The sequence below is a fragment of the Streptomyces sp. NPDC091289 genome, from assembly GCF_044757365.1.
Lineage (GTDB): Bacteria > Actinomycetota > Actinomycetes > Streptomycetales > Streptomycetaceae > Streptomyces.
The window spans coordinates 1-16368 of the sequence record NZ_JBIVUT010000042.1 but is presented as its reverse complement, the minus strand read 5'-3'; the positions used below and the strand labels follow the sequence as shown (position 1 = coordinate 16368).

Annotated in this window: 16 protein-coding genes; 7 read left to right on the top strand and 9 right to left on the bottom strand. The window is 71.8% G+C overall.

The annotated features are described in order from the left end of the window. Positions 1-75 precede the first annotated feature (75 nt). Positions 76-504 (top strand): GNAT family N-acetyltransferase, encoded by a 429-nt coding sequence (locus ACIQPT_RS36460; protein WP_401162542.1) that lies wholly within the window; start codon positions 76-78, stop codon positions 502-504. A gap of 43 nt (positions 505-547) precedes the next feature. On the opposite strand, the gene ACIQPT_RS36455 is transcribed toward ACIQPT_RS36460, so the two are convergent. Next, positions 548-1171, bottom strand: coding sequence for a DUF4291 domain-containing protein (locus ACIQPT_RS36455; protein ID WP_401162503.1), 624 nt, complete (start codon positions 1169-1171; stop codon positions 548-550). 213 nt (positions 1172-1384) lie between these two features. Here ACIQPT_RS36455 and ACIQPT_RS36450 point away from each other — a divergent pair, with 213 nt between their 5' ends. Then, positions 1385-1846, top strand: a complete 462-nt coding sequence (locus ACIQPT_RS36450) for a peptidoglycan-binding protein (RefSeq protein ID WP_401162501.1) — start codon at positions 1385-1387, stop codon at positions 1844-1846. Positions 1847-1963: 117 nt separating this feature from the next. Here ACIQPT_RS36450 and mmsA read toward each other — a convergent pair whose 3' ends face one another. The 5 genes from mmsA to iolC are packed head-to-tail and all read right to left on the bottom strand — an operon-like array spanning position 1964 to position 8396. Next, complete coding sequence (gene mmsA / locus ACIQPT_RS36445) at positions 1964-3466, bottom strand: CoA-acylating methylmalonate-semialdehyde dehydrogenase (RefSeq protein ID WP_401162499.1); 1503 nt, start codon at positions 3464-3466, stop codon at positions 1964-1966. 40 nt (positions 3467-3506) lie between these two features. Next, entirely contained in the window at positions 3507-5492 is a 1986-nt protein-coding gene (gene iolD, locus ACIQPT_RS36440) for a 3D-(3,5/4)-trihydroxycyclohexane-1,2-dione acylhydrolase (decyclizing) (protein WP_401162497.1), read from the bottom strand. After that, positions 5489-6409 carry a 5-deoxy-glucuronate isomerase gene (iolB, locus tag ACIQPT_RS36435; RefSeq protein ID WP_401162495.1) on the bottom strand — a complete coding sequence of 307 codons (921 nt, stop codon included), beginning with the start codon at positions 6407-6409 and terminating at the stop codon, positions 5489-5491. Before iolB ends, iolD begins: the two co-directional genes overlap by 4 nt. Beyond that, the gene (locus ACIQPT_RS36430; RefSeq protein WP_401162493.1) at positions 6406-7317 is read right to left on the bottom strand and encodes a deoxyribose-phosphate aldolase; all 912 of its coding nucleotides are present in this window, start codon (positions 7315-7317) and stop codon (positions 6406-6408) included. The genes iolB and ACIQPT_RS36430 overlap by 4 nt, the downstream gene beginning before the upstream one ends. Beyond that, entirely contained in the window at positions 7314-8396 is a 1083-nt protein-coding gene (iolC, locus tag ACIQPT_RS36425) for a 5-dehydro-2-deoxygluconokinase (RefSeq protein ID WP_401162491.1), read from the bottom strand. The genes ACIQPT_RS36430 and iolC overlap by 4 nt, the downstream gene beginning before the upstream one ends. 146 nt (positions 8397-8542) lie before the next feature. Here iolC and ACIQPT_RS36420 point away from each other — a divergent pair, with 146 nt between their 5' ends. Continuing rightward, positions 8543-9469 carry a sugar phosphate isomerase/epimerase family protein gene (locus ACIQPT_RS36420; protein WP_401162489.1) on the top strand — a complete coding sequence of 309 codons (927 nt, stop codon included), beginning with the start codon at positions 8543-8545 and terminating at the stop codon, positions 9467-9469. A 33-nt stretch (positions 9470-9502) separates the two neighbouring features. Here ACIQPT_RS36420 and ACIQPT_RS36415 read toward each other — a convergent pair whose 3' ends face one another. Beyond that, positions 9503-10027: a DinB family protein gene (locus ACIQPT_RS36415; protein ID WP_401162487.1), complete on the bottom strand. Its 525-nt coding sequence runs from the start codon at positions 10025-10027 to the stop codon at positions 9503-9505. A gap of 227 nt (positions 10028-10254) precedes the next feature. Here ACIQPT_RS36415 and ACIQPT_RS36410 point away from each other — a divergent pair, with 227 nt between their 5' ends. After that, positions 10255-10446 carry an AlpA family transcriptional regulator gene (locus tag ACIQPT_RS36410; protein ID WP_010064909.1) on the top strand — a complete coding sequence of 64 codons (192 nt, stop codon included), beginning with the start codon at positions 10255-10257 and terminating at the stop codon, positions 10444-10446. Between the two features lie 35 nt (positions 10447-10481). On the opposite strand, the gene ACIQPT_RS36405 is transcribed toward ACIQPT_RS36410, so the two are convergent. Then, complete coding sequence (locus ACIQPT_RS36405; protein ID WP_401162485.1) at positions 10482-11258, bottom strand: class I SAM-dependent methyltransferase; 777 nt, start codon at positions 11256-11258, stop codon at positions 10482-10484. 240 nt (positions 11259-11498) lie between these two features. Further along, positions 11499-13778, bottom strand: coding sequence for an MMPL family transporter (locus tag ACIQPT_RS36400; RefSeq protein ID WP_401162483.1), 2280 nt, complete (start codon positions 13776-13778; stop codon positions 11499-11501). A gap of 158 nt (positions 13779-13936) precedes the next feature. On the opposite strand from ACIQPT_RS36400, the gene ACIQPT_RS36395 reads away from it, so the two are divergent. The 3 genes from ACIQPT_RS36395 to ACIQPT_RS36385 form a co-directional block, all read left to right on the top strand. Continuing rightward, positions 13937-14659, top strand: coding sequence for a TetR family transcriptional regulator (locus ACIQPT_RS36395; protein ID WP_401162481.1), 723 nt, complete (start codon positions 13937-13939; stop codon positions 14657-14659). 197 nt (positions 14660-14856) lie between these two features. After that, positions 14857-15174 (top strand): heavy-metal-associated domain-containing protein, encoded by a 318-nt coding sequence (locus tag ACIQPT_RS36390; protein ID WP_401162479.1) that lies wholly within the window; start codon positions 14857-14859, stop codon positions 15172-15174. Positions 15175-15277: 103 nt separating this feature from the next. Then, the coding region (locus tag ACIQPT_RS36385) for a heavy metal translocating P-type ATPase (protein ID WP_401162477.1) at positions 15278-16368 on the top strand (1091 nt) is incomplete at its 3' end.

The window sequence follows — 16368 nt, the reverse complement described above, 5'->3', positions numbered from 1 at the left end:
GAGGTACGGTCCACCCTCGCCGTACTCCGGACGCGGTACAGAGCGCGACCGGAACCCTTGCCTCGGGAGGCCATGGTGGACATTCGCCGCGCCACGACCGTCACGGAACTCCTGGCCGCCGGCCACCTCTACGACGCACCGCCCCGCGAGACCTGGGCCGCCCGCTTCCTCGCCGCGGACGGTCACGTGATGCTGATCGCGTACGTGGACGGCGTCCCGGCGGGCTTCGTCTCGGGCATCGAGATGCTGCACCCGGACAAGGGCACGGAGATGTGCCTGTACGAACTCGGCGTCGACGAACCGTTCCGCCGCCGGGGCATCGGCAGGGCCTTGACGCTGGCGCTCGCGGACATCGCCCGGGAGCGGGGGTGCTACGACCTGTGGGTCGGCGTGGAGGGGGACAACGAGGCGGCGCTCGCGACGTACCGGTCGGCGGGGGCGGGGGACGACGGCGGGTTCAGGATGCTGGTGTGGGAGTTCGCCGGGGACGACACCCCGGGTTAAGGAAGCGCGGCCTGGCAGACCGGGCTGTCCGCGACACCCGGCCCTATCCCGTCGCTGCGGTGCCCTCGGCGGGCGGCACCGGCCGTGGTGCGGCAAGGTCGAGCGGCGTCTCCACCGGCAGCAGGGCGGCGGCCCGCTCCCGCTCCCCCGCCCGGACCGCCGCGTGCACCTCGCGGGCGAGCGGGGTGACATCGCGTACGGACACGGTCCACTCGTCCGCGTACCGCCGGGCGGCCTCGCCGCTGAGTCCGAGCTGGAGGGAACGGTACGGGAGCGGGTTCAGGTCGAGGTCGCGTTCGGGGTCCCACTGGACCCGGGCGGGAGCGGCGCGCAGGTTCTGCTTCCAGGACGCCTCGTCCGGGTGCACATCGCGTACGTAGTGGGAGAGTTCGGCGTGCGCGAGGGCCCACTCCAGGCCGCTCCGGTCGATCTCCACGGCGAGGACGACCTCCTGGCCCTCCTTCGTGCCCCAGCCGCAGCGGTACATCATCCACAGGAAGCTGGGCTTGATCCACGTCATTCGGTCCCGCTTCCAGGCCTCGGGGAACCGCCCGTCACGTGCGGCGGGCAGCCCGATCTCGGGCCGGTAGGCCTGGTAGACGGTGACGGTCAAGGCGGTGTGCCGGGCGCGGATCTCGTAACGGGGCGGGAGCGGTGGAGTGTTCATGGGTCCAGGATGCGGACGCGCTCGCGGTTCGGCACCTCGATTTCGCAGGCGTGGCCGGCCGAGTCGCTGTTCACCGCAAGGTGACGATACGCCCTATAACGTTCCAGGTTCCGGTGCCGGGACGGTCGTGCGAGCGTGATCGGGCCGGACTTCCTGGAGCGGTACCGGCAGACCGAACCACCACCAGCCGCTCCGTGCATCAGAGGGGGATACATGCGACCGAACACCCTGAAGAGGACAGCCGTCAGTATCGTCGCCGCGGCGGGCATCGCCGCCGGGAGTCTCGCGGGCGCGACCGTCAGCTCCGCCGCGCCGGACACGTCCGTGCAGCAGACGGCGGTGACCGCCGAGGTCGGCACGCTCGCGGCGCAGAACTTCGGCCTCAACAAGAGTCAGGCGATGGGAGTCCAGCGCTGGCTGAGGGCACACTGGGGCTACAGGGATTCGATCGACGGAGAGCTCGGCACCAACAGCTGGAAGGCGTTCCAGCGGGATCTCAAGAAGAATCACGGCTACACGAAATTGATCGACGGCGACCCCGGGGAAGGGACGATCGAAGCCCTGCAGCGGAAGCTGAGGGCCTATGGCTACAGCGGCAAGATCGACGGCGACCCCGGGTCCGGCACTCAGACGGCGTTCAAGAAGTTCGCCAACTGGGCCAGGAGCACCTACTGATCCAGGCCCCGTACGAACGGTGCGTGCCGCTCGTGCCTCCGGCCGGTCGGAGCGGGACTCATGTCCCTGCGCCGGCCGGCCGGAGGCGGTTCCGGACCTCTCGGCCCGGGGAACGGCTCAGTGGTTGCGCGGGAAACCGAGGTCGACGCCCGACGGGGCGTCGGCCGGGTCGGGCCAACGGGTGGTGACGACCTTGCCGCGGGTGTAGAAGTGCACGCCGTCGTTGCCGTAGATGTGGTGGTCGCCGAAGAGCGAGTCCTTCCAGCCGCCGAAGGAGTGGTAGCCCACCGGGACCGGGATCGGGACGTTGACGCCGACCATGCCGGCCTCGACCTCCAGCTGGAAGCGGCGGGCCGCGCCGCCGTCGCGGGTGAAGATCGCGGTGCCGTTGCCGAACGGCGAGGCGTTCATGAGGGCGACGCCGTCCTCGTACGTGTCGACGCGGAGCACGCACAGCACCGGGCCGAAGATCTCGTCCTTGTACGCGTCGGAGTCGGTGGAGACCTTGTCCAGGAGGGACAGGCCGATCCAGTGGCCGTCCTCGAAGCCCTCGACCGTGTGGCCCGTGCCGTCGAGGACGACCTCCGCGCCCTGGGCGGCGGCGCCCGTGACGTAGGAGGCGACCTTGTCGCGGTGGGCGGCGGTGATCAGGGGGCCCATCTCGGAGGCGGGGTCGTTGCCGGGGCCGATCGTGATCTTCTCGGCCCGCTCGCGGATCTTGGCGACCAGCTCGTCGCCGATCGCGCCGACCGCGACGACCGCCGAGATCGCCATGCAGCGCTCACCGGCGGAGCCGTACGCCGCCGAGACCGCCGCGTCGGCGGCCGCGTCCAGGTCGGCGTCCGGGAGGACGAGCATGTGGTTCTTCGCGCCGCCGAGCGCCTGGACGCGCTTGCCGTTGGCGGAGGCCGTGGCGTGGATGTAGCGGGCGATGGGGGTGGAGCCGACGAAGGAGACGGCCGCCACGTCGGGGTGGTTCAGGAGGCCGTCGACCGCGACCTTGTCGCCGTGCAGGACGTTCAGGACGCCGTCCGGAAGGCCCGCCTCCGACGCCAGCTCGGCCAGCAGGTTGGCGGCCGACGGGTCCTTCTCGCTCGGCTTCAGCACGAACGTGTTGCCGCACGCGATGGCCAGCGGGAACATCCACATCGGCACCATGGCCGGGAAGTTGAACGGGGTGATGCCCGCGACGACGCCGAGCGACTGGCGGATCGAGGAGACGTCGACCCGGTTGGAGACCTGGGTGGACAGCTCGCCCTTGAGCTGGGTGGTGATCCCACAGGCCAGCTCGACGATCTCCAGACCGCGGGCGACCTCGCCCAGCGCGTCCGAGTGCACCTTGCCGTGCTCGGCGGTGATCAGCGCGGCGATGTCGTCGCGGTGGGCGTCGAGCAGCGCGCGGTAGCGGAAGAGGACCGTGGTGCGCTGGGCGAGCGAGGACGTGCCCCACGTCGCGTACGCGGCCTTCGCCGCCGCCACGGCCGCGTCGACCTCCTCCACGGAGGCGAGCGCCACCTGGGTGGTGACCGCGCCGGTGGCCGGGTCCGTGACGGGACCGTACTGGCCCGACGTGCCCTCCACTGTCTTGCCGCCGATCCAGTGGTTGACGGTCTTCGTCATGACGTACTCCTTCAGGCTTCAGGCAGGCACAGGCGTGGTTTCACAGGTGGTGGCGTCGGGCGGCAACCCGCCGGTCGTACTCTTCCCGGGCCTTGACCGCCGCCGGTCGCGTCGCGGTTTCGGCCACAGGAACATCCCACCACGCCTGTGCCGGAGGGGGGCCCGACACTGTGTCGGGCGTTTCGGTCTCGACGTAGACACATGTGGGGCCCTCCGAGTCGCGCGCCTCGGAGAGGGCTTTGCGCAGGTCGTCGACGGTGGTGGCGCGCAGGACCCGCATGCCGAGGGAGGCCGCGTTGGCGGCCAGGTCGACGGGGAGCGGCGGGCCGGTGAAGCCGCCGTCGGCGTCCCGGTGGCGGTAGGCCGTGCCGAAGCGTTCGCCGCCGACCGACTCGGAGAGGCCGCCGATGGAGGCGTACCCGTGGTTCTGGAGGATCAGCAGTCTGAGGGGGAGGTTCTCCTGGACGGCGGTGACGATCTCGGTGGGGTTCATCAGATACGTGCCGTCGCCGACGAGCGCCCAGACGGGGCGGCCCTCACGGCCCTGGCTTCCGGTCGCGAGCAGGACGCCGATCGCGGCCGGGATCTCGTAGCCCATGCAGGAGTAGCCGTACTCGACGTGGTACTGGTCGCGGGAGCGGGGGCGCCAGAGCTTGTGCAGGTCGCCGGGGAGGGAGCCGGCGGCGTTGATGAGGATGTCGTCCTCGGTGACCAGGGCGTCCAGGAGGCCGAGGACCTGGGTCTGGGTGGGGCGCGCGGTGGGGTCGGGGGTGGCGAAGGACGCCTCGACCCGTTCCTCCCACGCCTCCTTCGCGCCGGTGTACTCCGTCTCGTACGCCGGGTCGACCCGGTAGCCGCGTCCGGCGAGCGCCGCCGTCAGCGCCTCAAGCCCCGCGCGGGCATCGGCGACCAGCGGGAGGGCGGCCAGCTTGTGGGCGTCGAAGCCGGTGATGTTGAGGTGGAGGAAGCGGACCGCCGGATCGGCGAAGAGCGTGCCGGAGGCGGTGGTGAAGTCGGAGAAGCGGGTGCCGACGCCGATCACCAGGTCGGCACTGCGGGCCAGCTCGTCGGCGGTGGCGGTGCCGGTGTGGCCGATGCCGCCGACGTCGGCCGGGTGGTCGTGGCGGAGCGCGCCCTTGCCCGCCTGGGTGGTGGCGACCGGGATGCGGGTCGCGGCGGTGAACGCGGCGAGCGTCTCCTCGGCGGCGCTGTGCCGGACCCCGCCGCCCGCGACGATCAGCGGACGGCGGGCGGAGCGCACCGCCCGTACCGCCGCTTCCAGTTCGAACGCGTCGGGGGCGGGCCTGCGGACGTGCCAGTCGCGCTCGGCGAAGAACTCCTCCGGCCAGTCGTACGCCTCCGCCTGCACGTCCTGCGGCAGCGCGAGCGTGACGGCCCCGGTCTCGGCGGGGTCGGCGAGGACCCGCATCGCCTGGAGCGCCGCCGGAATCAGCGCCTCCGGCCGGGTGATCCGGTCGAAGTAGCGCGAGACCGGGCGCAGGCAGTCGTTGACCGAGACATCGCCCGCGTACGGCACTTCGAGCTGTTGCAGTACGGGGTCGGCGGGCCGGGTCGCGAAGGTGTCGCCGGGCAGGAGGAGGACGGGCAGGCGGTTGATCGTGGCGAGCGCGGCCCCGGTGACGAGGTTGGTGGCCCCGGGGCCGATGGACGTGGTCACCGCGTGCGCCGAGAGCCGGCCGGACTGGCGGGCGTACCCGACGGCCGCGTGCACCATGGCCTGTTCGTTGCGGCCCTGGAGGTACGGCATACGGTGCCCGGCCACGGTGCCGTGAGTGGTGCCGCCGTTGCCGCCGCCCGCCGCCTCCACGAGCGCCTGACCGATGCCCGCGACGTTGCCGTGGCCGAAGATGCCCCAGGTGGCGCTGATGAGCCGCTGTCGTCGGCCGTCCCGCTCGGTGTACTGCCGGGCCAGGAAGGTGACCAGCGCCTGAGCGGTGGTCAGCCGGCGGGTGGAACAGTGGGGGTTCGCGGGGCTCTTCGGGCTCTCGGGACTCGTCGGGCTCAAGGCGTTACCTCCGGGCCGGGCGACGGATGCGCCGTGTACAGCGGGAGTCTGGCGTCGATCGGCTCGTCCCGCCAGGTGTCGCGGATCCACCGGTGGTCGGGATGGTCGCGGATCAGCCAGGCGCGCTCCTCCCCCGGCCCGGCCATCACGTTCAGGTAGTACAGCGTCCGGCCGGGCGGGGCGATGGACGGGCCGTGCCAGCCGTCGGGGATGAGGACTGCGTCACCGCCGCGCACTTCGGCGAGAACGTCCGTACCGCCGTCGCGCGACGGGGAGACGCGGTGGTAGCCGAGTCCGCCGTCCTGCACCTCGAAGTAGTAGATCTCCTCCAGTTCGCACTCCTCGCCCGGCACGTGCTCGTCGTGTTTGTGGGGCGGGTACGAGGACCAGTTGCCGCCGGGGGTGAGGACCTCCACCGCGATCAGCCGGTCGCAGTCGAAGGTGTCGGCCGCGGCGAAGTTGTTCACCTGGCGTGAGCAGGTCCCGGAGCCGCGCAGTTCGACGGGTACCTCCGGCGCGGGGCCGTAGCGAGCGGGGAGTCGTCGCTCGCACTTCGCTCCTGCCAGGGCGAAGCGGCCTCCTGCGCCGGAGGCGATCTGTGCTTGGGCATCGCGCGGCACGTAGGCGAAGTCGGTGACCCCGCTGAACACGCTTTCCCGGCCCAGCAGTTCAAAGGTCTCACCTGCCGTACGCACCGTACATGCACCGGCCAACGGCAGAACGACCCATTCGCTACCGCCGGTGACAAGCGTGTGAACACCGCCCGGCTCCAGCTCCAGCACCCGCAGGGACGAACGGTCCCAGCCGGCCCGCTCGGGGTCGATGTCGACGGCGTACGCCCCGCGCGCGGTGCTGCCGGCCGGGAGGTGACACTCGTGCCGCCGCCCTCGGTGGGGATGGGGGTGATGCGTCGTCATGAACCTTCCCTGTCCGTCCGGAGCAGCGATACGGCGGTGTCGACGGCGGACGTCACGTCCCCGTCGACCGGGTAGAGCAGCGAGCGTCCCACGACCAGCCCCCGCACGGTGGGCAGTCGCAGCGCGTCGCGCCATTTCCCGTACGCGGCGTCCTGGTCGTCGCCGACCTCGCCGCCGAGCAGAACGGCGGGCAGCGTGGAGGCCTCCATCACCCGGCCCATGGCATCGGGGTCGTCGGTGACGGGGACCTTCAGCCAGGTGTACGCGGACGTCCCGGCGAGGCCCGAGGCGATGGCGATGGAGGTCGCGACGGCGGTGGCGCCGAGATCGTTGCGGAGGCGGCCGTCGACACGGCGGCAGAGGAACGGCTCGACGAAGACGGGCAGCCGGTGCGCCGCCATCGCGTCGATGGTCCGGGCGGCGGTGTGCAGGGTGTCCAGCGAACCGGGGTCGTCGTGGTCGATGCGGAGCAGCAGCTTCCCCGCGTCGAACCCGTGCCGGACCAGATCCTCGGGGCGGTGGCCGGTGAACCGGTCGTCGAGCTCGAACGCGGCCCCGGCCAGCCCGCCGCGGTTCATCGAGCCCATCACGATCTTGTCCTCCAGGGCGCCGAGCAGGAGGAGATCGTCCAGGACGTCGGCGGAGGCGAGCACGCCGTCGACCCCGGGGCGGGAGAGGGCGAGGCAGAGCCGCTCCAGCAGCTCGAAGCGGTTGGCCATGGCAAGGGACCGGTCCCCCACGGCGAGCGCGCCGCGCGCGGGATGGTCGGCCGCGATGATCATCAACCGGTCGCCGGTGGCACGGATCAGTCGTCGCCGCTTCCGTCGTGCGGCGGCCTCGGCGACGGCTTCGGGGCGCTCGGCGCGCAGCCGCACGAGCTCGGAGAGGGAGGGCGCGAGCGGCGTCATGAGCCCGCTCCGGTACGGGGGTCCGCGGGGGCGCCGGGGGCGGTCGGAGCACCGGGGGCGGCCACCGTCCCGAGGTCCGTCGTGACGGCTCCGGCCGCGAGGGCTTCCTCGACCTCGTCCGGGAACGGCATCGCGGACGAGCAGGCGAGCCGGGAGGCGACGATCGCACCGGCCGCGTTCGCGTACCGCACGAGGCGGTCCAGCGGCCACCCGGCGAGCAGCCCGTGGCAGAGCGCGCCCCCGAACGCGTCCCCCGCGCCGAGGCCGTTGACCACCTCCACCGGCAGCGGCGGGCAGTCGGCGGTGGTGCCGTCGCGGTGGACGGCGAGCACGCCCTTCGGGCCCTGCTTGACGACGGCGAGTTCCACCCCGGCCGCGAGCAACGCGCGGGCCGCCGCGTACGGTTCGCGTTCGCCGGTCGCGATCGCGCACTCGTCGATGTTGCCGACGGCGACCGTGGCATGGGCCAGCGCCTCGCGGTACCGTGCGGGCGCCTCGGTGCTGTCGTCGCCCCCGTCCCAGAACATGGGCCGCCAGTCGAGGTCGAAGACGGTCGCCGTCGTCGTCGCCGTCGCCGTACGCGGAGCACCCGCCGGGCCGGTGTCGCGCGCCGCCAGGGCGGCCAGCGTGGCGGAGCGGCTCGGCTCGGCGCTGAGTCCGGTGCCCGTCATCCAGAAGATCCGGGCGTCGCGGATCGCGTCCAGGTCGAGGTCCGGTGCGTGGATCTCCAGGTCGGGGGCCTTGGGCTGCCGGTAGAAGTAGAGCGGGAAGTCGTCCGGCGGGAAGATCTCGCAGAAGGTGACCGGGGTCGGATACTGCTCCACGGCCGTCGCCCAGCGGGCGTCCACGCCGAACCGTTCCAGTTCCTGGTGGAGATACGTACCGAAGGCGTCCTGTCCGGTCCGGGTGATCACGGCCGTCCGCCGCCCCAGCCGGGCCGCCGCCACCGCGACGTTCGTCGGGGAGCCGCCGAGGAACTTGCCGAACGTCTCGACCCGGGCGAGCGGCACCCCGACCTCGAGCGGATAGAGGTCCACCCCGATCCGCCCCATGGTGATCACGTCGTACGGCTCAGGCATACGCATCCCTTCGGACCGCCGGTTCGCCCCGCCGGAGGCCGGCTGGTCCCAGGTCTAGTCCCCTCCCGGGAACCCTGTCAATATTTTGTCCGGACATTCGGACGAACCCTTGACACCCTTCCGCGACGGCCAGGAGGCTGGGCGTTATGACCCCCTCCGCACCGTCTTCGGCACGCATCCGCATCGGCTCGGCCCCCGACTCCTGGGGCGTGTGGTTCCCCGACGACCCGAAGCAGGTGCCCTGGCGACGCTTCCTCGACGAGGTGGCCGAGGCCGGGTACGCGTGGATCGAGCTCGGCCCGTACGGCTATCTGCCCACCGACCCGGCCCGGCTGGCCGACGAGACCCGCGGCCGGGGGCTGACGGTCTCCGCCGGGACCGTTTTCACCGGATTGCACCACGGCCCGGACGTCTGGGACCGGACCTGGGCGCATGTCGCGGACATCGCCGGGCTGACCCGGGCCATGGGCGCCGAACACCTGGTCGTCATCCCCTCCTTCTGGCGCGACGACAAGACGGGCGAGGTGCTGGAGGACCGGACGCTCACCCCGGCGCAGTGGCGTGATCTGACCGCGCAGACGGAGCGGCTGGGCCGGGAGGTCCGGGAGCGGTTCGGGCTGCGGATCGTCGTCCATCCGCACGCCGACACCCACATCGACACCGAGGAGAACGTCAACCGCTTCCTCGACGCCACCGATCCGGACCTGGTCTCGCTCTGCCTGGACACCGGGCATTACGCCTACTGCGGCGGTGACAGCGTCAAGCTCATCGAGACGTACGGGGAACGCATCGGCTACCTCCACCTCAAGCAGGTCGATCCGGAGATCCTGGCGGCGGTGGTGGCGGACGAGGTGCCGTTCGGCCCGGCGGTGGCCCGGGGCGTGATGTGCGAGCCGCCCGGCGGGGTCCCCGCCCTGGAGCCGGTCCTGGACGCGGCCCGCGCCCTGGACGTCGACCTGTTCGCGATCGTGGAGCAGGACATGTATCCGTGCGACCCGGACAAGCCGCTCCCGATCGCGCGCCGCACCCGGGAGTTCCTCCGCTCCTGCGGATGGCCCGGCGCCACGGCCTGAGCGCGGGTCAGACGCCCAGGCCAGAAGCCCGGGTCAGACTCCTGTGCGTCCGTCGACCCGTTCGCGGATCAGGTCGGCGTGGCCGCAGTGCCGGGCGTACTCGCCGATCATGTGGGTATAGATCCAGCGCAGCGTGACCTGCCCGCCCATGAACGGGCTGGTGTCGTCGAGCGCCCGTGCCGCGCAGTTCTGCCGGGCCCTCGTCACCTCGGCCTCCCAACGCCCGAGCGCCTGCTCGTAGGTGGCGTCCTCGGCGAGGTCCCAGCCGCCGTCGCGGCCCTCGTCCCCGTCCCCGCCGCCGGCCGGAGGGGCGAAGAGCGTCGGGGCGTCCTCCTGCGCGAGGACCCGGCGGAACCAGTTCCGCTCGACCTCCGCCAGGTGCTGGAGCAGTCCGAGCAGCGTGATCGGCGAGGGCGCCGCGGACGCCTCACGCAGGCCTTTCCCGGGCAGGTCCGCGCACTTCTGGGCGAGGGTCGCGCGGTAGAAGTCGAGCCAGCTCTCCAGGGAGGTGCGTTCGTCGGCGACCAGAGGGGGCATCGGGCGTTCGGTAGTGCTCATGCTCTTCATCGTGGCACCCGGGTCTGACAGCGGCCGCTCTCCGATCGCAACACCGGCCACGGTTCATCCCTTCTGCCACAGCAGTAACCGTTTCGGCACACATATCTCCATTACGCGGGTTTTCTGTCACAGCCGGTCGACAGCCCCACCCCGCCTGCCCTTCGGGGTCGTTCAACCGAGCACAGGCTGAGTGATCGTCGGCTTGAGAAGTGCAGAGAGGTGTCACGATGACGGACAGAACGCTCTGGTCCTACAAGGACATTGCCGCGCACATCCAGGTCCAGCCGGACACCGTCCGCTCCTATCGCAAGCACGGGCTGCTGCCCCCGCCCGACCAGGTGAAGAACGGGAAGCCGTATTGGTACGGCGACACCGTCCGCGCCTGGGTCGCCTCCCGCCCCCGCAACAGGGGCCGTTGACGCCCGGCGCGGACACGGCCGCCGCCCCGGGTCCGCTACCTCCGGCCGGCTACGCGGAAGAGGCCCGTCCAGAGGAACGACTCCCCGAAGAGCGGGGAGTCGGGAGCCTCGTCGTTCATCCGGCGCAGCTCCCTCTCCTCCGCCCCCGTCAGGCCGGTGAAGATGTGGCGCAGTTGCTCCGACGTATAGGCGAGCCCGCCGTGCAGACCGCCCGTCCGGTAGAGCTCGTCGTCCGGCAGCTCCGATCCCATCCCGCCCTCCCCGGCGGCGAAGCAGGCGAGCCCGAAGTGGCCGCCGGGGGCGAGGCAACGCTCCAGCAGGGCGAGGTAGCTGATACGCCGGTGGGGCGGCAGGTGGTGGAAGCAGCCGGAGTCGTAGATGAGGTCGTAGGGCCCGGCCAGGGGCGCCCCCGCTGCCGTCAGGGCGAACGCGTCGCCGAGGTGGAACCGAACGTCGCCGGCCCGAGCTCCGTCGGCCCCCGCTCCGTCAGCCCGCTCCCGGGCCCAGGCGATCGCCCCCGGGGAGAGGTCGACCGCATCGACGTCGAAGCCGAGCGAGGCCAGGTGCAGCGCGTTGCGGCCGGGCCCGCAGCCGAGTTCGAGCACCTTGCCCGGGGTGATCAGCCCCTGGCGGACATACGCGTCGAGGTTCTCGTCGGGCTTGTCCACGAAGAACGGCACTGCCTTCGAACGGTCCGCGTAGAAGTCGTCCCACCAGGAGGCCCCGTCGGGCGTCCACCGGTCCGCCTCCGGGGCGAACAGTCCGTCCATCAGTGCCAGCACGTCGTCCGTCGTGCGTATGTTCCGGTCCATCCGGGCCCCCTTTTCCGATGGGGTAATTCTAGGCGGCCCGAGCATGAAATCCCAGGTCAGAGGCCTCTTGGTGATCCCGTCGATGGGCCTCTGGAGCCCTCTGGAGCCCTCTGGACCGGGCCGGGGCCCGGCCCACCGACCTTCCCCCGTTCGGTGCGGCGCGGGGCCGCCGGGATCCGTCCCGAGGGCATTCCCGGCCTCCCCGAGGGCTCTTTCCGAACCGCTTTCCATCCACCGGCCTCAGCGACGCCCCACCGGTTCGGCGATCTCCACGCCCTCCCCGGACATGTCCCCGGGGCCGCCCCGGTCGCCCGGAGCTTCCGGAGCGGTGGGGCCGGCCGGGGCCGGATCCCCTTCGCTGAGGCCGAACCTCTGGTGGAGGGCGCGCAGCGGCCCGGGGGCCCACCACGTGGCGTGGCCCGTCAGCTTCATCACGGCGGGGACCAGCAGGCTGCGGACCACCATGGCGTCCATCAGGACCGCGAGGGCGATTCCGAGCCCCAGCATCTTGGTGTTGGTGACCCGCGAGGTGCCTATGGCGACCATCACGACCGCGAGGATCACGGCGGCCGCGGTGATCAGACCGCCGGTGCGGGACAGGCCGAAGGTGACCGAGCGTTCGTGGTCGCCGGTCCGGTCGTACTCCTCCTTGATGCGGGAGAGCAGGAAGACCCCGTAGTCCATGGAGAGGCCGAAGGCCACGCAGAACATCAGGACGGGCAGTGTCGTCTCGATGTCGCCCGTACTGGTGAAGGCGAGGATCCCGGAGAGATTCCCGTCCTGGAAGACCCAGACCACCGCACCGAACATCGCGGTCAGGCTGAGGGCGTTGAGCACGACCGCCTGGAGCGGGATGAGCACACTGCCGGTGAGCAGGAAGACCAGGAGCAGGGTCACCACGACGATGATGCCGATCGCCCAGGGCAGCCGGTCCGCGATGGCGTCCTTGGAGTCGACGAGGACGGCCGCCGTGCCCGTCACCGAGGTGTCGAAGGAGTCGGCGGGCATCGCGCGCAGGTCCCGTACGAGCTGCTGGGCCGCCTCGCCGACCGCCTCGCCGTCCGGCAGGACGCCGAAATACGCGGCCGAGTCCGTCATGACCGGGCCGTCGACGCCCAGCACGCCCGGGATCTTCTCGATCCGGTCCTTGAGGGCCGCGTACGCGGCGGGCGTCCCCTCCCCCTCGACCAGCAGCTCCAGGCCGCCTCCGGGGCTGCCGGGGAAGCCCTCACGGATGTGCTCCTGGACCACCCGGGACTCGGCCCCGGCGGGGAGCTGGCGGTCGTCCGCCGTACCGAACTTGACGCCGAGGAAGGGCAGTCCGAGGAGGACGAGCCCCACCGTGGTGACGATGGCGAAGACCGGCGCCCTGCGCATCACCAGCCCGGCGAAGCGCCCCCATCCCCTGCCGGTCTCCGGGGCGGGGCCTTCCGCGGCCGCCGCCCCCTTTCCGCGGCGCAGCAGCCGGCGCAGGTCCAGCGCGTTGATCCGGTGGCCGAGCAGCACGAGCGCCGCGGGCAGCAGGATCAGTGCGGCAGCGGCGGCCAGGAGGACCACGGCGATCCCGGCGTAGGCGAAGGACCGCAGGAAGTACTGCGGGAAGACGAGCATGGCCGACAGGGACACCGCCACGGTCAGCGCGGAGAACAGCACCGTACGCCCGGCGGTCCGCAGGGTCGTGCCCACCGCCGTCCGGGGATCCGCCCCGCCGGCCAGCTCCTCGCGGAAGCGGCGGACGATGAACAGGGCGTAGTCGATGGCGAGTCCGAGGCCGAGCGCCGTGGTGAGGTTCAAGGCGAAGACCGAGACGTCGGTGAACTCCGTCAGGCCGCGCAGCACGGCGTTGGTGCCGAGGATGGCGACGATACCGACAGCGAGCGGCAGGAGCGCGGCGACGGCGCTGCCGAAGACCATGACCAGCAGGACGAGCGTCACCGGCAGGGCGATCAGCTCGGCCCGCAGCAGGTCCTCCTCGATGATTGTCTGCATCTCGTGCTGCACGGCGACGGGCCCGCCGAGGGAGACCGTCACCGGGCCCCGCTCCCCCGCGAACACGGGGGCTATCCGGTCGAGGGTCTCGCCCGCGGTCTTCTCGTCGCCCCCGATCCGGGCGGCGATGATCGCCTCGCGACCGTCCTCGGAGCGCAGGGCGGGCGATCCGGTCCCCCAGTAGGACCCGATGCCCGAGATGCCCGGCTCGGCCTCCAGCCGCTCGACGAGGCGGGCGGCTTCGGCGGCCACCGCCGGGTCGTCGACGGTCACGGAACCGCTGTCCACCAGAAGGAGGAGGTTGGGCTGGGAGGCGGGGAACTCCCGCGCCAGCACGTCGGTCGCATAGGTCGACTCGGCGTCCGGGGCCTGCCAGCCGCCGCTGCCCATCCGGTCCGCCACCCCACTCCCGGCGAACACGGCGAGCGCGGTGATCACCAGCGCGGCCAGCAGCGCGAGCCGCGGCCGGGCGGTGACGAACCGGGTCCAGCCGCCGACCGAAGGCGGCGCGGAACGGTTGACTTCGGACATGGTGCGGTGTCCCCTTCACCGAGACCCGGGCAGCACAAGGCAGCATGGGTCGGTCGTTGCCACTTACCCTGGCAAACACGAGTAGTCGCTCGCGTTTCACTAGAATGCGAGCGAGGACTCGCGTTTGTCAACCGCATCATGAGAGCCGGGGATTGACCGTGTCGGAGGCCAAAGCCACCAAGGGCGCCGCAGCGGACGGAGCGGACGGCGGATCCACCGCCGGCGCGGCCGACGGAGCGCCGGATTCCGCCCGCCCGCGCCGCCGCCAGGCCCGCGGCGAGGCCCGTATCGCCCAGCTGCTCCGGGCCGCCGCCGACGTCTTCTGCACCAGCGGCTACACCGCGTCCAGCACCAACGCCATCGCCCGCGAGGCCGGGGTGTCGCCGGGCACGCTCTACCAGTTCTTCCCGAACAAGGAGGCCATCGCCGTCGAGCTCGGCGACCAGCTGCTCAACCGCTGGCGGGACACCTACGGCGCCGCCTTCTCCCAGAGCCATATCGAGCTGCCGCTCGACCGGATGCTGGACGCCATCCTCGACCCGCTGATCGCCTTCAACTGCGAGAACCCGGCGTTCTCCGTCCTGATGCACGGCTCGGAGATCCCCGGCCGGGTCACCGAGGGGCACGACACGCTGCACGCCACGATGCTGACGCGGGTCGAATCGGTGCTCGCCGGCTACCTCCCGGACGCACCCGCCGACCAGGTCCACCGGATCGCCGACATGGTCTTCATGGTCTTCAAGGCCGGGCTGGACCTGATCATGGCCCACGAGGACGAGGAGCGCGCGGCCTACATCCAGGAGCTGAAGACGGTCCTGTTCCGCTACCTGGACCCCCTGGTCGGCGACGACGCGTTGCACCGGGCCCCGCACGCACCGTAGACCGCCACCAGCCGCCACCGGCCGGCGTCGAACACCACTGACCGGCGTCGATCGCCATCGGCCGACACGCGGCACCACCGGAACGCATTCATACCCCCTAGGGGTATAGTATGAACGAGACGGGGCGCCACGGAGTCCCCTGTGGCCCCACGCACCCCGTCGTGCCGCCGAAACGTGTTCGCGAAGAGGAGATCGTCATGACCGCCGAGACCGAGACCGCCCAGTCCACCGGCTCCTGCTGCTCGCCCACCGGTTCCTGCCACGACGGCGCGGCCGACGTGCGGATCGAGGGGACCGACTCGGTCACCACCGTGTACCAGGTCAAGGGCATGACCTGCGGCCACTGCGAGGGCGCCGTTTCGGAGGAGATCTCCGGGATCGCGGGCGTGACCTCGGTCGCGGCCGTCGCCGCCACCGGCCTGGTCACCGTCACGTCCAAGGCCCCGCTGACCGAGGACGCCGTCCGTGACGCCGTGGACGAGGCCGGATACGAGCTCCTCGGCCCGGCCGCCTGAAGACCGGCCCGGAACAGCAGCACCCTGTTCGTCGTCGGGCCGGCCCCACCAGTCGATACTGGTGGGGGTACGGCCCGACCTGCGTTTCCCTGGAGTTTCGGACATGGCCAGCACAGCAGCAGCCGATTTCCCGGCCGTCGGCGCCTCCGAGGCCGAGCTCATGATCGGCGGGATGACCTGCGCCTCGTGCGCGGCCCGCGTCGAGAAGAAGCTCAACCGGATGGACGGCGTCACCGCCACGGTGAACTACGCGACCGAGAAGGCCCGCGTCACCTTCGGGGACGGACTGGAGCTGGGCGACCTCGTCGCCACGGTCGAGAAGACCGGCTACACGGCCCGCCCCGTCCCACAGCCGGAACGCAATGCGCCGGCCGAGGCGGACGACGTCACCACGCCCCCGGCCCGGGACGGCGATCGGCGCCCGTCCCGGGACAGTGACCGCCCCCCGGCCCGGGACGCCGATGCGGAACAGGAGCGACAGGACGCCTCTTCCGCCGCACTCCGGCAGCGCCTCGTCGTCTCCGCCGTGCTCGCCCTCCCCGTCGTCCTGCTCGCCATGGTCCCGGCGCTCCAGTTCGACTCCTGGCAGTGGCTGAGCCTCACCCTCGCCGCGCCCGTCGTCGTCTGGGGCGGCCTGCCCTTCCACCGCGCCGCCTGGACCAACGCGAAGCACGGCGCGGCCACGATGGACACCCTGGTCTCGCTCGGCACGCTCGCCGCGTTCGGCTGGTCGCTGTGGGCCCTGTTCCTCGGCGACGCCGGCATGCCCGGCATGCGCCACGGCTTCGACCTCACCGTCTCGCGCGCCGACGCCACCTCCACGATCTACCTGGAGGTGGCGGCCGGGGTCATCACGTTCATCCTGCTGGGCCGCTATCTGGAGGCCCGCGCGAAGCGGAAGTCCGGCGCTGCGCTGCGGGCGCTGATGCATCTGGGCGCCAAGGACGTCGCCGTACTCAGGGCCGGCCGGGAGGTACGCGTCCCGGCGGGTGAGCTCGTCGTCGGGGACCGTTTCGTCGTGCGTCCCGGGGAGAAGATCGCGACGGACGGGACGGTGGTCGAGGGCTCGTCCGCCGTGGACGCCTCGATGCTGACCGGTGAGTCCGTGCCCGTGGAGGTCGCCGTGGGCGACACCGTCACCGGAGCCACCCTCAACGCCGGCGGCCGCCTCGTCGTCGAAGCCACCCGCGTCGG